This window comes from Kitasatospora sp. NPDC086009 (assembly GCF_044540385.1).
GTDB lineage: Bacteria > Actinomycetota > Actinomycetes > Streptomycetales > Streptomycetaceae > Kitasatospora.
In genome coordinates, this window is the sequence record NZ_JBITSA010000001.1 from 1,233,421 (window position 1) to 1,249,816 (window position 16,396).

The 16,396-nt window shown below is 74.9% G+C and carries 16 protein-coding genes, 2 tRNA genes and 1 riboswitch; of the genes, 4 read left to right on the forward strand and 14 right to left on the reverse strand.

Features of this window, described 5'->3' with window-relative positions; translation table 11 throughout:
- Positions 1-35: 35 nt before the first annotated feature.
- The 10 genes from ACIF6L_RS05525 to ACIF6L_RS05570 all read right to left on the reverse strand — a co-directional run bounded on the left by ACIF6L_RS05525 (position 36) and on the right by ACIF6L_RS05570 (position 9,785).
- On the reverse strand, positions 36-1,142 hold the full coding sequence (locus ACIF6L_RS05525; protein ID WP_396491250.1) for a cytochrome P450: 1,107 nt from the start codon (positions 1,140-1,142) through the stop codon (positions 36-38).
- Positions 1,106-2,602: a cytochrome P450 gene (locus ACIF6L_RS05530; protein WP_359837112.1), complete on the reverse strand. Its 1,497-nt coding sequence runs from the start codon at positions 2,600-2,602 to the stop codon at positions 1,106-1,108. Before ACIF6L_RS05530 ends, ACIF6L_RS05525 begins: the two co-directional genes overlap by 37 nt.
- A complete protein-coding gene (locus ACIF6L_RS05535) occupies positions 2,599-3,231 on the reverse strand; it encodes an ATP/GTP-binding protein (protein WP_329489052.1) in 633 nt (210 codons plus the stop codon). Before ACIF6L_RS05535 ends, ACIF6L_RS05530 begins: the two co-directional genes overlap by 4 nt.
- A complete protein-coding gene (locus ACIF6L_RS05540; protein WP_396491251.1) occupies positions 3,209-3,556 on the reverse strand; it encodes a DUF742 domain-containing protein in 348 nt (115 codons plus the stop codon). Before ACIF6L_RS05540 ends, ACIF6L_RS05535 begins: the two co-directional genes overlap by 23 nt.
- Positions 3,553-3,966 (reverse strand): roadblock/LC7 domain-containing protein, encoded by a 414-nt coding sequence (locus ACIF6L_RS05545; protein ID WP_329489055.1) that lies wholly within the window; start codon positions 3,964-3,966, stop codon positions 3,553-3,555. Before ACIF6L_RS05545 ends, ACIF6L_RS05540 begins: the two co-directional genes overlap by 4 nt.
- On the reverse strand, positions 3,950-5,230 hold the full coding sequence (locus ACIF6L_RS05550) for a sensor histidine kinase (RefSeq protein ID WP_329492194.1): 1,281 nt from the start codon (positions 5,228-5,230) through the stop codon (positions 3,950-3,952). The genes ACIF6L_RS05545 and ACIF6L_RS05550 overlap by 17 nt, the downstream gene beginning before the upstream one ends.
- Positions 5,231-5,391: 161 nt before the next feature.
- The gene (locus tag ACIF6L_RS05555; RefSeq protein WP_396491252.1) at positions 5,392-7,668 is read right to left on the reverse strand and encodes a SpoIIE family protein phosphatase; all 2,277 of its coding nucleotides are present in this window, start codon (positions 7,666-7,668) and stop codon (positions 5,392-5,394) included.
- Positions 7,669-7,911: 243 nt separating this feature from the next.
- A complete protein-coding gene (locus ACIF6L_RS05560) occupies positions 7,912-8,481 on the reverse strand; it encodes a TetR/AcrR family transcriptional regulator (RefSeq protein ID WP_396491253.1) in 570 nt (189 codons plus the stop codon).
- A 63-nt stretch (positions 8,482-8,544) separates the two neighbouring features.
- Positions 8,545-9,372, reverse strand: coding sequence for an alpha/beta fold hydrolase (locus ACIF6L_RS05565; RefSeq protein ID WP_396491254.1), 828 nt, complete (start codon positions 9,370-9,372; stop codon positions 8,545-8,547).
- 122 nt (positions 9,373-9,494) lie between these two features.
- A complete protein-coding gene (locus ACIF6L_RS05570; protein WP_329489059.1) occupies positions 9,495-9,785 on the reverse strand; it encodes a YiaA/YiaB family inner membrane protein in 291 nt (96 codons plus the stop codon).
- A 244-nt stretch (positions 9,786-10,029) separates the two neighbouring features.
- Positions 10,030-10,188: riboswitch (cyclic di-AMP (ydaO/yuaA leader) on the forward strand.
- A gap of 12 nt (positions 10,189-10,200) precedes the next feature.
- Here ACIF6L_RS05570 and ACIF6L_RS05575 point away from each other — a divergent pair.
- Positions 10,201-11,061: a M23 family metallopeptidase gene (locus ACIF6L_RS05575; protein WP_396491255.1), complete on the forward strand. Its 861-nt coding sequence runs from the start codon at positions 10,201-10,203 to the stop codon at positions 11,059-11,061.
- A 71-nt stretch (positions 11,062-11,132) separates the two neighbouring features.
- On the opposite strand, the gene ACIF6L_RS05580 is transcribed toward ACIF6L_RS05575, so the two are convergent.
- Positions 11,133-12,152 carry a hypothetical protein gene (locus ACIF6L_RS05580; protein WP_396491256.1) on the reverse strand — a complete coding sequence of 340 codons (1,020 nt, stop codon included), beginning with the start codon at positions 12,150-12,152 and terminating at the stop codon, positions 11,133-11,135.
- Between the two features lie 42 nt (positions 12,153-12,194).
- On the opposite strand from ACIF6L_RS05580, the gene ACIF6L_RS05585 reads away from it, so the two are divergent.
- The 3 genes from ACIF6L_RS05585 to ACIF6L_RS05595 all read left to right on the forward strand — a co-directional run bounded on the left by ACIF6L_RS05585 (position 12,195) and on the right by ACIF6L_RS05595 (position 14,412).
- Positions 12,195-12,767 carry a GNAT family N-acetyltransferase gene (locus tag ACIF6L_RS05585; protein ID WP_396491257.1) on the forward strand — a complete coding sequence of 191 codons (573 nt, stop codon included), beginning with the start codon at positions 12,195-12,197 and terminating at the stop codon, positions 12,765-12,767.
- Positions 12,768-12,868: 101 nt separating this feature from the next.
- A complete protein-coding gene (locus ACIF6L_RS05590; protein WP_396491258.1) occupies positions 12,869-13,582 on the forward strand; it encodes a sensor domain-containing protein in 714 nt (237 codons plus the stop codon).
- A 107-nt stretch (positions 13,583-13,689) separates the two neighbouring features.
- A complete protein-coding gene (locus tag ACIF6L_RS05595) occupies positions 13,690-14,412 on the forward strand; it encodes a class I SAM-dependent methyltransferase (RefSeq protein ID WP_396491259.1) in 723 nt (240 codons plus the stop codon).
- On the opposite strand, the gene ACIF6L_RS05600 is transcribed toward ACIF6L_RS05595, so the two are convergent.
- The 3 genes from ACIF6L_RS05600 to ACIF6L_RS05610 all read right to left on the reverse strand — a co-directional run bounded on the left by ACIF6L_RS05600 (position 14,409) and on the right by ACIF6L_RS05610 (position 16,353).
- Entirely contained in the window at positions 14,409-15,488 is a 1,080-nt protein-coding gene (locus tag ACIF6L_RS05600; RefSeq protein ID WP_396491260.1) for a hypothetical protein, read from the reverse strand. The genes ACIF6L_RS05595 and ACIF6L_RS05600 overlap by 4 nt on opposite strands.
- Before the next feature lie 590 nt (positions 15,489-16,078).
- Positions 16,079-16,152: transfer RNA gene (locus ACIF6L_RS05605), tRNA-Met, on the reverse strand.
- Positions 16,153-16,279: 127 nt separating this feature from the next.
- Positions 16,280-16,353, reverse strand: a tRNA-Met gene (locus ACIF6L_RS05610).
- Positions 16,354-16,396: the final 43 nt, after the last annotated feature.

Consider the following 16,396-nt stretch of genomic DNA (forward strand, 5'->3'; position numbering starts at 1 on the left):
AACGACCCGGCCGCCCTCAGGTCACCGCGGCGGCGTCAGACCGTCACCCGCAGCGTCCGCACGCTGTTGCTGATGAACGACCCGATCGGCTCCGGCGCGGGCCCCTCGGCCAGGGCGATCCCCGGGAAGCGGTCGAACAGGTACCGCAGCGCGGTCTCCGCCTCCATCCGGGCGAGTCCGGAGCCGAGGCAGAAGTGCGGGCCGTGGCCGAGCGACAGATGCCGGTTCGGCTGCCGGGTGACGTCGAAGCGGTCGGCGTCCGGGTAGTGCGCGGCGTCCCGGCCGGCGGACGCGTAGGAGGCGAGCAGCGCCTCGCCGCGCCGGATCACCACGTCGCCCACCGGGATGTCCTCGGTCGCGTACCGCAGCGGGAACTGCCCGACCGGCGAGTCGTACCGCAGCGTCTCCTCGACCACCGCGGACCACGGCTGCTCCCCGTCGAGCACCAGCCGCAGCTGCTCGGGGTGCGAGAGCAGGGCGCGGACGGCGTTGGTGATCAGGTTGAGGGTGGTCTCGTGCCCGGCCACCAGCATCAGCAGCAGCGTGCCGACGAGCTCCTGCTCGCTGAGCCGGTCCCCGGACTCGCGGGCGGCGATCAGGTCGGTGGTCAGGTCGTCGCCGGGTTCGGCGCGCTTGGCCTCGACCACGGAGGCGAGCAGCGCCTGGAGCCCCCGCTGGGCGGCGATCGCGGCGGCCGGGGTGGCGGAGCTGGAGACCAGGGTGTCGGAGAGCTCGTGCAGTTCGTCCTGCTGCTTGGGCGGCAGGCCCAGCAGTTCGCCGATGACCTGCATCGGCAGCGGGTAGGCGAAGTGCTCGCGCAGGTCGAACGGGCCCTCCAGCCCGGCGAGGTCGTCGAGCAGCGCCCGTGTGCGGGACTCGACGGCGGGCCGCAGTTCGGCGACCCGGCGCGGGGTGAAGGCCTGGGTGACCAGGCCGCGCAGCCGCCGGTGGTCCTCGCCGTCCACGGTGATCATGCCCGGCACGGTGACGAAGTTCAGCAGCGGCCAGCCCTCGGGCAGCCGGCCCTCGGTGAAGGCGGTCCAGAGCTGCGGGTTCTTGCCCACCCGGGGGTCGGCGAGCAGCTCCTGGAGGGTGTCGTGCCGGGCTATCGCCCAGACCACCACCCCGCCAGGGAGTTCCACCAGGACCGCCGGGCCGGCCTGCCGGAGCCGGGCGTTCTCTCCGTGCTGGTCCCGTCCGAAGGGGTCGAGCCGGATGGGCTCGGGTCGGTGGCCGGGTCGGTCGAGCTCAGGGGCGGCGGTGTCCATGACGGCCTCTCGGGGGCTGGCGGGCGGGGCGGGGTGAAGGCGCTGTAGAGCACCGGCAGGCTGACCAGGGCGCGTGACCAGGGCGACCGGCGCCAGGCCAACTCGCTCGGTGGTACGGCCAGTTGGAGATCGGGAAGGCGGTGCAGCAGGGTCTCGACGGCGGTCTCGACGATGATCCGGGCCGGGTGCTGGGCCGGGCAGACGTGCTTGCCGGCGCCCCAGGCCAGGTGCGCCCGGTTGCCGCCGAGCGAGCCGTGCGCGGCGGCCGAGGCGCCCTGGGCGGCCGGGTCGGCGTTGGCCGCGGCCAGGCCGAGCACGAGCATGTCGCCGGCGCTGATGTACTGGCCGCCGAGGACGGTGTCGCCGGTCGCCCACCGGCCGGGGAAGTTCTGCGTCGGCGGGTCGCGCCAGAGCACCTCCTCCAGCGCGTCGGAGACGGTGAGCCGGCCGCCGGTCAGGGTGGCCCGGAACCGGCGGTCGGTGAGCAGCAGCCGCAGGGTGTTGCCGGTCCAGTTGATGGTGGTCTCGTTGCCCGCGACCATCATCACCACCAGGTGGTGCACCGCCTCCTCGTCGCTGAGCGCGGCCGGGTGGGCCAGCAGCCAGGAGGTGAGGTCGGCCCCGGGCGTGGCGCGGCGGCGCCGGACGAGGTCGACCAGGATCGCCTGGAACTCCGCGCTGGCGCGCACGGAGTCCTTGCTGCTGTCGACGAAGTGGCTGATCAGCCCGACCAGGTGCGGTCCGGCCTCGGCGGGCAGTCCGATCAGCTGGGTGAAGACCAGCAGTGGCAGCCGGCGGGCGTACTGCGCGATCAGGTCGGCGGTGCCGTCCGGGCCCCAGCTGTCGATCAGCGCGTCGGCGGCGGCCTCGGTGGTCTCGCGCAGCTGGCGGTGGTCGATCTCGGCCAGCGTGTCGGCGACGGCGGCGCGCAGCCGCTGGTGCTCGGCGCCGTCCAGGTTGAGCAGGGTGGGACGCCAGGCGGTCATCGGCAGCAGCCGGGAGTCGGCGGCCAGCCGGCCCTCGGCGGGGACCCTCCAGCGGCGCGAGTCCTTGGAGAACAGCGCCTCGTTGCGGGTGAGTTCGAGCAGTTCGGGGTAGCCGAGCACGAGCCAGGCCTCGACCCCCGGCTCCAGCTCGATCGGCGCGACCGGGCCGTACTGGGCCCGCAGCCGGGCGTACAGGCCGTGCGGGTCGTCGGCGACGGCGGCGCCGTACAGCCGGGGCAGCGGCACCCCGGCGGGCAGGGTCCCGGCGGCGTGCGCCGGGCAGCCGGGGGGTGCGGACAGCTGCCCGGCGGACGGCGGAACGGCCGTGCCCGGGTCGGGGGTCGTCATCGCTGGAGCTCCAGTACGGCGGTGGAGTGCAGATGGTCGACGAAGTCGATCAGCAGGTCGTACGCGGCCCGGCGGTCCCGGGCGTCGCAGTACAGGATCGGTACGTCGGGCAGCAGGTCGAGGGCGGAGCGCAGCTCCTCCTCGGGGTAACTCGGGGTGTCCGGGAAGGTGTTGACGGCGACCGCGAACGGGATCCGCTGCTCCTCCAGCCGGCCGAGCACGTCGAAGCTCTCGTCCGGGCGGCGCAGGTCGACCATCGCGATGGCGCCGAGCGCGCCGCGCGACAGGTCGTCCCAGAGCGGCCAGAACCGCTGCTGCCCGGGGGTGCCGAAGAGGTAGAGGGCGAGCCGGGGGTTGAGCGTGATCCGGCCGAAGTCCAGCGCGACCGTGGTGGTGGTCTTGCCCGGCCGCCCGGTGAGGTCGTCGATGCCGCTGCTGGCGGCCGTCATGGTCTCCTCGGTGCGCAGCGGCGTGATCTCGCTCAGTGCGCCGACCAGGGTGGTCTTGCCGACCCCGAACGGGCCGGTGACCAGGATCTTCACGGCGCCCTGGACGGACGGCGGCAGGTACTGGGGCTCCGGCGCCGAGGGCTCGGCGGTGCGCGGGTCAGCGGAGTTGGCGGAGGCCAACGAGCACCTCTTCCAAGAGGGTTGCGGGCAGGCGTTCGGCCTGCGGGACGGGCGGGAGCACCTGGACGGCGCCGAGGTCCCAGAGGTCGCCGACCAGCACCTTGACGACGCCGAGCGGCAGCCCGAGGTAGGCGGCCACCTCGGCGACCGACAGCAGGCTGCGGCAGAGGTCCAGGATGCGCTGGTGCTCGCGGTTGAGCAGGGCGTCCTCGGGGAAGTCGGGCCGATCGGGTAAGGCGCTGACCAGGCTCTCGACGGCGAGCGCGGACCGGGTGGGCCGGCTGCGTCCGCCGGTGATCACATAGGGCCGGACCGGCCCGTTCACCGCCGGCCCCCCGCCGCGTGATCGACGCGCGGCGGGCTGGTGAGGTGGCTGCCGATCCGCTCGACGAGGACCTGCATCTGGTAGGCGACCAGGCCGGCGTCGACCGCCTCGCCGGTCACCACGGCCAGGTGGGCCCCGGCCCCGGCGGCGACCACGAAGAGGTAGCCGCCGCCGTACTCGATGACGATCTGGCGGGTGGCGCTGCCGTGGCCGCCGAAGCCCTGGGCGACGCCGCGGGCCAGCGACTGCAGGCCCGAGCAGGCGGCGGCGAGCCGCTCGGCGTCCTCGCGCAGGATGCCCGCGCTGCGGCCGATCTCCAGGCCGTCGTTGGACACCACGACGGCGTGCTGGACCTCGGGGACGGAGATGATGTCGGCGAGCAGCCAGCCGAGGTCAGGGGTGGTGGTCATGGAACTCTCCGAAGCGCTGGGGGAGCTGGGGGGAAGCGGGCAGGGAACGGTGGGGCTGGGCCTGCGTCCGGGCGGCCGACCGGCCGTCGGCGGTGCCGGCCTGGAACATCGCCATGAACGCCCGGGCATCCTGCGCCGACCGGTAGGGCGGGGCGGGCGCCGGCGGGGGAGCGGCCGGCGAGGCGTGGCGGTTGGAGCGGTCGCGCCGGTGGCTCCGGCGGGGCAGCGGCGGCGGAGCGGCGGGGCCGGCCGGCGGGGTCTCCACCAGGGGGTGGGCGGTGGTCCGCGGATGTCCGCCCGGGTAGGGGGAGGCCGGGTTCCGGTGGGGGTCGGCCGGGAACGCCGGGTCGTCGGGGCCGAGGCCCGGGACGGTCGGCGGGAGCGGCTCGGTGAGCAGCGCGTTCGGCAGCAGCACCACGACCCGGACCCCGCCGTACGGGGAGGGCGCCGAACTGAGGGTGACCCGGAACCCGTACTGCTCGGCGAGCCGGCCGACCGCGGCCAGGCCCAGCTGCGGTACCTCGCCGAGGCGGGACACCTCCAGCGAGGTGCCGCCGGCCAGCGCCGAGGCCGCCTTGGCGACGGCCGGCTCGGGCATCCCGACGCCGCCGTCGTCGATCTCGACGACGGCGCCGTTGTGGACGGGCATCAGCGTGACGAACACCTGGGTGCTGGGCGGTGAGTAGCGGGTGGCGTTGTCCAGCAGCTCGGCCACGGCGTGGATGAGCGCCTCGGCGGCGGCGCCGACCACGGCGGTCTCGATCCGGCTGCGGACCACCACCCGCTGGAAGGGCAGGATGCGCGACTGGGCACCGCGCACCACGTCCTCCAGCGAGACCGGTTCGGGCCAGTGCCGCCCGGCCCGGGCGCCGCACAGGACGGCCAGGGTCTGGGCGAGGCGGGCCTGTTGGGCGGCGGCGTGGTCGGCCTTGAGCAGGCCCTCCAGCAGCGCCGGGTCGTCGTGGGTGCGCTCCATCTCGTCGAGCAGGGCCTGCTGGTCGTGGGCCATCACGAGGATCCGGCGGGCCACGCTGAGGAAGGCCCGCTGGGTGGAGGCGTTGAGTTCCTGTTCCTGCTGGACGGCCGCCAGTTCGCTGCCCCGGCGGGCGAGTTCGACGGCGAGCTGGTCCTGGAGGCGGGCGTTCTCGCGCTGCTGCCGGTCGGCCCGGCGGCGCTGGGTGACGGAGACGGCGCGGTAGCGGGCGGCGGCCACGAGGGCGAGGGCGGCGAGAACGCCGGTTGCCGTTGCACACCACTGAGTCATCGTCACGCCGCGAATTCTAGGGTGATGATCCTACGAAGGTGTGAACGGATCTCGCCAAGTGACCGGATCTCGTCAATATCCCGTCCATACGACGTCAATCCGACCTGCTTCCGGCCCGGCCGCGCCCCGCCCGGGGCCGCTCCCCCGGCCGCGTCGGAGGCTCACTGAACCGGCGAACTCCGGTGCAGCAACAGCAGAGCGACGTCGTCCGGCCGGGAGCGGCGCTCGGTCACGTTGAGGGTGAGCAGATCGGCGAGGCGCTCCAGGGCGGCGGCCGGGCCGAGCCGGACCGGACCGGCCTGCCGGGCCCACAGCTCCAGCCCGCCGAGCATCCGCTGCACCGACTCGTCGTAGTCCTCCTCGCGGTCCTCGACCAGCCCGTCCGTGTAGACCAGCAGCGTCTCGCCGACCGCCAGGTGCCCGACCGTCAGGTGGTACGGCTGCCCCGGGTCCACGCCCAGCGGCGGGCCGCCCGGCAGGTCCAGCTCGACGGCCGGGGCGTCCGGCGCGATCCGGACCGGCGAGGGGTGACCGGCCCGGGCCGCCCGGACCGTCCCGTCGGCGGGGTCGAGGGTGAGGTAGAGGCAGGTGGCGAAGAGGTCGGTGTCGAGTTCGGACAGCAGCCGGCTGGTCCGGGCCAGGGTGGCGGCCGGGTCGTGGCCGTCGGTGGCGTACGCGCGCAGACCGCTGCGCAGCTGGCCCATCACGGCGGTGGCCTCGGCGTTGTGGCCCTGGACGTCGCCGATCACCAGGCCGATCCGGCCGTCCGGCAGCCGCAGCAGGTCGTACCAGTCGCCGCCGATCTGCATGCCCTCGGTGCTGGGCAGGTAGCGCGCGGCGCTGGCGATCCCGGGCAGCCGGGGCAGGGTGCGCGGCAGCATGGCGCGCTGCAGCTCGGTGGCCCGGTGGTGGTGGGTGTCGTAGAGCCGGGCGCGCTCCAGGGACTGCGCCAGGATGCCGGCGAAGGCGGAGTAGAGGGTGCGGTCCTCGCGGCCGAAGACCCGTTCGGTGGAGAAGGTGATCAGGCAGGAGCCGACCTGTCGCCCGGAGGCGACCAGCGGCAGCACCGCCCAGGACGCCGGGGTCAGTGGCCCGCCGCCGCCGGGCCGGGTGGTGGCGGGCTCGCTGAACAGCGGGACGGAGCGGGCCAGCGAGTGCTGCATCACGCCCTCGGAGAGGTCGGCCAGCCGGGTCAGCTCGGTCCGGCGCGGGCCGCCGTACACGGTGTGCGAGACGGGCAGCAGCCGGCCCTCGTCGACCAGGTCGAGCACGATGCTGGCGGCGCCGAACGCCGGCCGGGCGACGTCGGTCACCGCGGTGGTCACGTCCCGGACGGTGACCGCGCGGGACAGCGCGCGGGTGAGCGCCAGCAACAGAGCCGAGCGGGCGCCGGCCGCCGGGGCGCCGCCCGCTCCGCCGCCGGCCGCCTCCTCCGCGGGGGCGCCCGCGCGGTCCCGGTCGGCCAGCAGCCCGGCGACCCGGACCGGCCGGCGGTGCACGTCCAGCATCACCTCGCCGGTCTCCTCGATCCGGATCACACCGCCGTCGCGGCGCGGCACCCGGTACTCGATCCGGTACGGGCCGCCGGTGGCGAGTGCCTCGGCGAGGGCGGCCTGGACGTCCGGGAGGTCCTCGGGGTGGACCAGCCCGTCCAGGTCGGGTGCGGTGGGCGGGCCGTCGGGCGGCACGGGGCGGTCGACCAGGCGGTAGGCGGTGGCGTCCCAGAAGGTCTCGCCGGTCACCAGATCGCGCTCGAAGGCGCCGTGCCCGGCGGACCGGACGGCGAGCGAGAGCATCGGGTGGGCCAGTGCGGCGGACCGCCCGTCCGTACCGGCCTCGCCGCCGGGCCCCGGGTGGGCCGTCCCGGCCGGGCGGGCCCCCGCCCGCGCGCTGTCGAGCAGATGGGCGAGCCGGTGGGCGCAGGCGTCGCCGAGCGTCTCCAGCACGTCCAGATCGCGGCGGGGGACGGTGCCCCGGTGGGCGAGGGCGAGGGCGAGCACGCCGATCGGCCGTTCGTCGACGATCATCGGCAGGGCGATCAGCGCGACCATTCCGGTGCCCATACCGGCATTGCGGTTGGGATAGTCGACGCTGGTGCGCTCCGGGCTGAGCAGGTACGGGCGGCGCAGTCGCAGGGCCATCGCGGCGGGCAGCTCGCTCGCCGGATCGATGACGCCGTAGCGCTCGTGGACCCAGTCGGGCAGGCCGTGCGAGGCGGTGAGCCGGAGCATTCCGGCGCTGTCCAGCAGGTAGAGCGCGGAGCCCTCACCGGTGATCCAGCCCGGGCCCTCGGCGAGCACGGTCCCGAGGAGTTCGGCGGCGGTGGTGCAGCCGAGCAGTAACCGGACACAGCGCATCGCGCTGCGCGCGGTGGGGCTGCTGCGCGGGGCCCGGCTCTCGTCCTCGGAGGGGGGAAGCCACGGTGAGGTCAGGTCCATGGGATTTCCCGGCCTTTCCGTCGCCTTGTCGGGCACCCAATTCTTCATACCTCATTTCCGATGCCGGTGAAGGGTGACCCGGACGGCGCACCGGTGCCGGGGAGCGGACGCCGGTGGTGCCCTGCCCGGCCGCTCCGACCGGGTGGTCCGCCGTGGTCCGGCCGGCCCGCCGCGCGGGGTGCGCCGGGTGCGGCGCCCGGCCGGGGGAACTCACGGAGCCCGGGCGCGCGGTGGGGGCGGGGCTCAGGCCCCGGGCCAGTTCCGGAGGCCGCCGGTGAGGAGGGTGATCAGGCGGTCCTGGGTGTCGGAGAGGTTCTCGGCGAGCTGGAACCCGCCGCCGATCGACAGCGAGGCGAAGCCGTGGGCGACCGAGCGGACGGTCCGGGCGGCGTGGACGGCCTCGGAGCCCTCCAGCCCGTAGCCGCGGAGCACCGCGAGGATCACCCCGACCAGCCGGCCGCCCGCCCTGGTCAGGTCGTCGTCCGGCTGCGGGGCCTGCGGCAGCGCGGTGTACCGGTGCGGGTACTCGGTGGCGTAGCCGTGGTAGGCCCGCAGGACGGCGGCGACGGCGTCGTCCCCGCCGCGGCCGAGGGCGGCCTCGGCGAGCCGGTCGGCGAGTTCCTCGGTGACCCGGACGGCGATCAGCCGGCGCAGCTCGGCGAGTCCGCCGCTGACGTGCTTGTACAGCGAGGGGGTGGCCACCTGGGCCCGTCCGGCGACGGCGGCCAGGGTGAGGGCCTCGGGGCCCTGTTCGTCGATGAGGGCGAGGGCGTGGTCGACGACCTGCTCGGGGGTCAGTCCGACTCGGGGCATGGTGCGGTCTCCGTGGGCGAGGTAGCGGGCGGGCTCGGGCCGGCGCGGCGCGGAAGGGCGGGCTCAGGCCAGCTCGGCGAGGAAGGGCAGCAGGGCGTCGGCGGTGGCCTGCGGCCGGTCGGCCATCGGGTAGTGCCCGGAGCCCTCGACCATCACCTTGCGGCCGTTCAGCGCGGCGGCCTGCCGGTCGGCGACCAGCTCGGGGTCGGGGAAGTCGGGGTCCTTGGTGCCCATCAGGACCAGCGCCGGGCAGCTCACGGCGGCGGTCCAGCCGTTCGGCGCGGAGTCCCCGCGCACGTAGCCCCGGGTGGCCTGCTTGCGGCCCGGCGTGCGCATCGCGGCGACCAGTCCGTCCACGTAGGCGTCGAAGTCGGCCGGCTTGGGACCGGGGTACGCCATCTTGCGGTGGTAGAGGCCCCAGAACGCGGGCGAGTGCACCAGCAGGACGCCCATCACGCCGAACATCGCGCGCTGCAGCGCGTTCGGCGGCGGGTTCTCGACGAAGGCGTCCACCAGGACGATCCCGGCGACCCGCTCCGGCGCGTCCCCGGCCACCTTGACCACCGTCGCACCGGCGTAGGAGTTGCCGACCAGCGTGGCGCGGTCGATGCCGAGGTGGTCCAGCAGGGCGAGGACGTCGGTGGCGATCGCGGCCGGCGTGTAGTCGTCCCAGGCGATCGAGGACTCGCCGAAGCCGCGCAGGTCCAGGGTGATCACCCGGTGGCCCGCGGCCACCAGCAGCGGGCGCAGGTGCCGGTACGCGGCACGGCTGTCGAGCATCCCGGGGAGCAGGACGAGGGGGGCGCCGTCGCCCTGCTCGGTGTCGTCGAAGGCCAGCCGGCCGCCGGGGAGGTCGAGGTACTGGGTGCTGGGGGTGAAGGTGCCGGGCATGGGGGCCTCCTCGGTCCGCGGAGCTGTCGGCGTTGCACCGATAGCCATAAAGCTAAGGCTAATAGCCTTAGCCGTCAAGCCCTCGACCGGTCGGCCCCCGGGGGCGGCCCCGGTACCGCGGCTCAGACCCCCTCCACCTTGAACGGGTCGTGCTCGGCGAGCAGCTTCTCCAGCCGCGCCTGGTCCACCCGGGTGACGATCTCGTTGGTCTCCTGCCGGTCCCGGATCACCTTGGCCAGGGTGAAGGCGGAGGTGACGGTGTAGAGCAGGCCGACCGCGAGGAAGGCGCGGGTCCAGCCGCCGACCGGCAGATAGGCGATGCCGACGGCGAGGGCGCCGCCGGAGAGGGCGAAGGAGAGGACGGCCTGGAGGTGGTACGCGGCCGTGGTGCGTGACTGCATCGGTGCGTTCATGGCGCCAGGATGGCCGCGCCGGGAGTGCCGCACATGAGTAGGAGTACTCAAGTGGGGGGCCGTTCGTTGACGTCCCCTCACGTTCGGTGGTGTCAGTTGCCGTCGATCCGCCCAAATCGCCCATCAGGTCACGTACCGCCCGGGTAGTATCCGGCTGTCCCGAACGGACGGCTTGGAATCAGAGGCTCCTAGGATTAACGTTTGATAACGCAGCGCGGTTCGTAACGCCGTACCCAGACGGCACCGTGCGCCGTCGCCTAATCCCGCCGGCCGGCCTCCGGGCAGGCCAGGGAGCCGGGGAACCATGTTCCTTGGGGTGAATCGGCCGGGCCCAGGCCCAGCCGTAGGAGACCTTCCTGCTCCGAACCCGTCAGCTAACCCGGTAGGCGCGAAGGAAGGAAAGGAGCGCGCCTCCGTGGCGTCGTCGCACTCTCCGGCACACCTGCCCGGCTCCCCCGCCGGCACCCAGCTGCTCGACCACCCCTGGCCGCCCGCCCACCCGGGCGAGTTCGGCGGGTCCGGCGCCGAGACCGGGCCGCAGGCCCCCGACAGCAACCGGCACCGGATGCCCCGTCAGACCCGCGGCACCGCCCCGCTGCTCGGCGTCACCGCCGTGGCCGCCACCCTCGGGGCGACCGGCTTCGCCTCCGCCACCCCGGCCGCCGCCCCCGCCGTCGAGGTCCCGGACGAGACCCCGGTCGCGCTCGCCGCGGACCCGGGCCTCGCGCTCGCCGCCCGGATCCAGCAGCAGGCCGACAGCCAGCGCACCGCCGCCGAGGAGGGCGCCCGGCTGCAGGCCGCCAAGGAGGCCGAGGTCAAGCGCGCGGCCCAGCAGCAGGAGGCCAAGCAGGCCGCCGAGGAGGCCGAGAAGGCCAAGCTCGCCGCCATCGAGCTGCCGGTGCGCGACTACCACCTCTCGGCCCACTACGGCCAGAGCGCCTCCTACTGGGCCCACCTGCACACCGGCCTGGACTTCGCCGCCGACACCGGCACCCCGGTCTACGCGGTCGGCCAGGGCACCATCACCTCGGCCGGCTGGGCCGGGTCGTACGGCTACCGGATCGTCGAGACGCTGCCCGACGGCACCGAGATCTGGTACTGCCACCTCTCCTCGATCATCAAGGGCTCCGGCAAGGTCGTCCCCGGCCAGCAGCTCGGCAAGGTGGGGGCCACCGGCAACGTCACCGGCCCGCACCTGCACCTGGAGGTGCGCCCCGGCGGCGGTGCCCCGGTCGACCCGGAGAGCTGGTTCGAGCAGCGCGGCGTGACCCCCTGACCGGCGTCACCTTCTGACAGCCCGCCGCGGTGCCCCGGTCGTCGTCACGACGGCCGGGGCACCGTCGCGTCTCAGGCCCCGGCGGCCGCGTCGGCCCCGTCCGGCCGGTCGGCGGACCCGTGCACGTGCACGTGCCCGTCCCCGGGCGCGTAGCCGTCCTCGTCCCCGTACTCGTGCCCGTACTCGTCCCCGTACTCCCCGGCCTCCTCCGCCTCGCCGGGTGCCCCGGGCAGCTGCGCCAGGTACGCGTCGATCTCCTCCTGGCCCGGCTCCGGGGCCAGCTCCGGGAACTCCTCCACCAGCAGCCGCGGCAGCCCCGGCACCGTCCACTCGCCGAAGAGGTCCAGCGCGGCCTCGACGGCGGCCTCCTCGAACGCCCCGAAGTCCCCGGCCAGCTCGTCGGGCATCGGCCGGCCCTGCGCGGTGAGCTCCTCCAGGTTGCGGTAGCTGCGCCGCATCAGCCCCTGCTCCAGCAGCCGCCGGGCACCGTCGGTGGCCATCCCGACGCTGAGCGGCCGGGCGCCGTCCCAGCCCCCGTCGTCCACCGGGTCCAGCGCGCCCGTCGCCTCCAGCCGCTCGTAGGCGGCCGCCCGGTCCTCCGGCGCCAGCTCCCGGAACGCCTCCAGCCAGGCCCGGACCGCCGCCCCGTCGGCCGGGTCCACCCCGTCCGCGCGCAGCAGCAGCGTGTACAGCCGGGGCCAGGTCACCAGGTCGGCGCGGCGCAGCAGCCCGGCGGCCACCTCGCCCTGCCACTCGGCCTCCGCGTGCAGCCGCTCCTGCCGCTTGGCGTTCAGCCGCTTCGCCGCCCGCTGGTGGTCGATCAGCAGCCGCACCGCGGCGCCGTACGCCAGCGGGTCCTGCTCCGGCTCGGGCTGGACGTACAGGTAGAGCCGCTCGTACAGCAGTTGTTCCACGGCGTCCGAGGTCAGCTCCGGCCAGCCGTCACGCATCCTGCCCTCACCCAGCTCCAGCAGCGCCAGCACCGCCCGCACCGGCGCCTCGGCCACCGGCGGGTGGCCGTGCGCCTGGGCCCAGGCGAGCAGTTCGGCGGCTTTGGTGCGCGGGGCGAGCCGCAGGTCTTCTTCTTCCATGTCACGTAAGGTAACCGGAAAGCCCGGGTAGGGTCGGCAGGCATGGTCCCCGTCCGACTCACCGGCCCCCGCCTGGCCATCCGCGAGTTCCACCACAGCGCCGCCGACGTCGACGCCCTGTACGCGGTGTTCGGCGATCGGGAGGCCACCCGCTACCTCCCGTTCGAGCCGCGTGACCGCGAGGACTGCGCCGACCAGATCGAGCAGTACCTGGAGGAGGCGCAGCAGGACGAGCGGACGGTCTACCGGCTGGCCGTCACCCGCCGCGCCGACGCGGACGCCCCGTCCCGCGCCGTCCCGATCGGCAACGCCGCCCTCACGCTCGGCGGCCACCGCAGCGCCGACCTCGGCTACGCGCTGCGCCCGGACACCTGGGGCAACGGCTACGCGGGCGAGATCACCGGGCTGCTCTGCGACTTCGCCTTCGGCCCGCTCGGGCTGCACCGGCTGGTCGCCCGGGTGGATGTGGAGAACACGGCCTCGGTCCGGGTGCTCATCCGGGCCGGCTTCCGTCTGGAGGGCCGGATCCGGCACGACGTGCACCTGCACGGCTGCTGGCGCGACTCCTTCCAGTACTCGCTGCTCGCCCATGAGTGGCCCCGGGTGGGGGGTTAACCCCCGGCCCGCTTCACGGGGGAGCCGGATGTCCGCCCGGCCCGGCCTTTGACAGGGTTGTGACGTCAGCCCGGCACGCCACCGAGAAGGACCCGAGGGCCATGAGCAGCAGCCTCAGCACGCAGCGCAGCGAGTACGACCGCGACGACGCGGTACGGCGCACCGAGGAGCCGCCGTACGCCTGGCGGGCGCCGTTCTCGTCCTACTACTACCGGGAGCTCGGCTTCACCCTCACCGCGGTGCCGGTGGCCCTCGCCGGGTTCGCCTTCGCCATCACGCTGTTCGCCTTCGGTGTCGGCACTCTCGTCACCGTGCTCGGCATGCCGGTGCTGGCCGCTCTGACCGCCGGGGCCCGGGGCTTCGGCCGGCTGGAGCGGGCCCGGGTCCGCGGCATGCTGGCGCTGGACGTGCCCGGCCCGCAGCCGGTCCGGGAGCGCCGGCCGGGCAGCTGGGGCGCGATCACCGCGCGGCTGGTGGACGCGGCGGGCTGGAAGGCCGTGCTCTACCAGGTGGTGATGCTCCCGTGGGCGCTCTTCAGCTTCGTGATGTCGCTGACGTTCCTGCTGGTCGGCTGGACGCTGGCGCTCTACCCGCTCTACCACTGGGTCTACCCGAAGTACGTCGGCTGGCGGGGCTTCCGGGTGTTCGACTACTACGACGGCAACGGGGTCGAGCACGTCTACTACGTCGAGGGGCCGCTGCAGATCGCCGGGCTCTCGCTGCTGGGCTTCGTGTTCGTCTTCCTGACCCCGCAGCTGGTGCGCGGCCTGACCAACGTCAACCGGCTCGCCGCCCGGGCCCTGCTCGGCCGCTGACCGGCCCACCCGCCGCCCCACCGCCCGGCCCCACCAGCCCCATCGGCCCTGCCCCGCCCCGGACGCTCCGGGGTGCGGGCGGGGCCGGCCCGTGGTCCGATGACCGCATGGCCGCCCCGACCGACCTCGCCGCCGACGTCCCGGTCACCTCCCGCCCGCTGGACGAGTACTGCGCGCTGTTCGACCTGACCCGGGCCGGGCTCGCGGCCCTCCCGGGGCCGGTCCTCGACTGCCCGGGCGGCGCCGCCGGGCTCGCCGCCGAGGCACGCGAGCTGGGCTGCCGGGTGATCGCCACCGATCCCGCGTACGCCTGGCCGGCCCCCGAGCTCGCGGCCCGCGCGCTGGCCGCCCGCGCCGCCATGGCGGCCGCGATGGCCGCCCGCCCCGAGCTGTACCCGGCGTCCCACCACCGCCCGGCCGACCGCTACCTGCGCAGCTGGGACCGGGCCCGCCGGCTGTTCGCCGCGGACGCCGCCGCCCACCCGCAGCGGTACGTGGCCGCCGCGCTGCCCCGGCTGCCGTTCGCGGACGACACCTTCGCGCTCACCCTCAGCGGGTTCCTGCTGTTCGTCTACCCCGAACTCTTCGGCCCCGAGCAGCAGTTGGCCGCGCTGACCGAGCTGGTCCGGGTGACCGCCCCCGGCGGCGAGGTCCGGGTCCACCCGCTGAACGACGCCGCGGGCCGGCGCTGCCGGCACCTCGACGGGCTGCGCCGCGCGCTGGGCGAGCGCCGGATCGCCAGCGAGGTCCGCCCGCTCCCGGCCGGTGCGGGGCGACTCGGCCGGGTCCTGGTCCTGCGGGCCGCCGACCGCCGGCGCCGGGGCGGCTAGCCCGGCTGCCGCTCCGGCCGGTCGGTCTCGGGCGGGCCGGCCGGCTGCCCGGCCGGCGGGCCGGCCGGACCGGTCTGCTGCGGGAGGGTGACCTGCGGGGGGAGCGGAGCCGGCGACTCCAGCCGGGAGAGGATCTTCTCCGCCAGCCAGCTCCGGTCGGAGCCGTACGGGATGCCGTCCGGCGCCACCAGCCGGCCGGCCACCGCGTCCCGCAGCCGCTGCGCCTGCGCGGCCGGCAGCCAGGAGAGCAGGCCCCGGGCGGCCAGCAGCGCGTGGTACTGCTCGAAGCCGGAGCGCGGGTGCTCGATCGCCTCCAGCACGCTGGTCAGGTCGGCCAGCGCGGGATCGCCCTGCATCAGGGCGAGCGCCTGGATCCGCCGGTCGTCGGCGCCGTCCGCGAACAGCTCCCGGACCCGGTCCGCGGTGAGCGCCGAGCGCCGGGCCGTCGACCGGACCTCGGCCATCACGCTCTCCGGCCCGGTCGTCGCGTTCGACGGCGGCAGGCGGGCCGGGTCGTCCGCCCGGCCGGTGCTGCCGCCCAGCAGGCCCAGGTGCTGCATCGCGCGGACCCGCAGGTCGTCCGCGCCCACCTTGTCGCCCCGGAGGTCGCGGTCCTGGCCGGCCAGGAAGAGGTCGAGCGCCTGGTCGGCGCCGGAGAGCACCCGGGGCAGGGCGAGCCGGGTCACCAGCCAGCCGGTCAGGAAGCCGAGAACGAGGAAGTAGAGGACCAGCGCGGCCGCGAAGGGGGCCGCGCCCTCGCCGCCGCCCAGCGCGGGGGCCAGCGCCGCGCCGAGCTGGTGCAGCCGCTCGCCGAGCGAGCCGAGCTGGGTCAGGCCGACGCCGAGCAGGACCTTGGTCAGCCAGTCGGAGACCTGCTCCAGATTGGTGTTCGGGGCGTAGGAGCCGTGCGGCTCACCGGCCGGGCCGCCGCGCGCCCGGGGCACGCCGAACAGGAAGCCGAGCGCGCCGCCGAGCACCGCCGAGGCCCCGGTCACCACCAACCCGCCGCCCAGCGCCTGCCAGCTGTGCGCCCGGTCGAGGGAGAACAGCACCAGGCCGAGCGCTCCCACCCCCACCAGCGCTCCGGCCGCTCCCCGTTGTGCCGTTCGCAGGGCCGTCGTGCCCCCGGTCCGCCGCGTCCTCGCCATCGCCTACCCCCTGTGGCCGCCCCGCTCCGCTCCGGAACCCGCGCCGACTCTAGCGTCGGAGCGGTGGGAGGCAAACGCTCCGGGGCGCCGTCCGGGCCGATCGGTGCCGGAACAGCAGACAGCCCGTGGGCTGCTCCTCGCTGCAGCGAGGCACCGGGGATGTTCCGGTGAGCCCACGGGCCGGGTGACTGCTTGGAATTCGCCTGCCGGAGGCACTGGGCCTCGTCCTGCGCAGGCAGGGGCGGCTCTAGCGAGCAGCCACCTCACGCATCCTGATGGAACTCAATTCAGGATCACCTCCCTTCAGTGTGCAGCCAGCTTAGGCAGCTCCTCGGAACGGGGGCAACGGATTTATTCGCGGCCGCCGTACCGGTTTCGGGGCGGCTCCGGTGCGGCTCCGGGATGGCTCCCGAACCGGGCCGGGAGCGGCGGGGAGCCGGGGCCCCCGGGAGCGGGCCCGGGCCCCGGACACGCGAGAGGCCCGGAGGACGAATCCTCCGGGCCTCTGTGCTACTGAGTAGCGGGGACAGGATTTGAACCTGCGACCTCTGGGTTATGAGCCCAGCGAGCTACCGAGCTGCTCCACCCCGCGTCGGTGAACGCAACCCTACGGGGAAGTCGCCCGGATGGGAAATCAGTTCGTCACCGGACCCCGGGCCCGGACCTCGGACATGCGAGAGGCCCGGAGGACGAATCCTCCGGGCCTCTGTGCTACTGAGTAGCGGGGACAGGATTTGAACCTGCGACCTCTGGGTTATGAGCCCAGCGAGCTACCGAGCTGCTCCACCCCGCGTCGGTGAACGCAACCCTACGGGGAAGTCGCCCGGATGGGAAAT

Coding starts and splice junctions, on each gene's coding strand:
- ACIF6L_RS05530 (WP_359837112.1), bottom strand. CDS start 2,602: ATGACGACCCCCGACCCGGGCACGGCCGTTCCGCCGTCCGCCGGGCAG.
- ACIF6L_RS05545 (WP_329489055.1), bottom strand. CDS start 3,966: ATGACCACCACCCCTGACCTCGGCTGGCTGCTCGCCGACATCATCTCC.
- ACIF6L_RS05550 (WP_329492194.1), bottom strand. CDS start 5,230: ATGACTCAGTGGTGTGCAACGGCAACCGGCGTTCTCGCCGCCCTCGCC.
- ACIF6L_RS05555 (WP_396491252.1), bottom strand. CDS start 7,668: ATGGACCTGACCTCACCGTGGCTTCCCCCCTCCGAGGACGAGAGCCGG.
- ACIF6L_RS05560 (WP_396491253.1), bottom strand. CDS start 8,481: ATGCCCCGAGTCGGACTGACCCCCGAGCAGGTCGTCGACCACGCCCTC.
- ACIF6L_RS05565 (WP_396491254.1), bottom strand. CDS start 9,372: ATGCCCGGCACCTTCACCCCCAGCACCCAGTACCTCGACCTCCCCGGC.
- ACIF6L_RS05570 (WP_329489059.1), bottom strand. CDS start 9,785: ATGAACGCACCGATGCAGTCACGCACCACGGCCGCGTACCACCTCCAG.
- ACIF6L_RS05580 (WP_396491256.1), bottom strand. CDS start 12,152: ATGGAAGAAGAAGACCTGCGGCTCGCCCCGCGCACCAAAGCCGCCGAA.
- ACIF6L_RS05585 (WP_396491257.1), top strand. CDS start 12,195: ATGGTCCCCGTCCGACTCACCGGCCCCCGCCTGGCCATCCGCGAGTTC.
- ACIF6L_RS05590 (WP_396491258.1), top strand. CDS start 12,869: ATGAGCAGCAGCCTCAGCACGCAGCGCAGCGAGTACGACCGCGACGAC.
- ACIF6L_RS05595 (WP_396491259.1), top strand. CDS start 13,690: ATGGCCGCCCCGACCGACCTCGCCGCCGACGTCCCGGTCACCTCCCGC.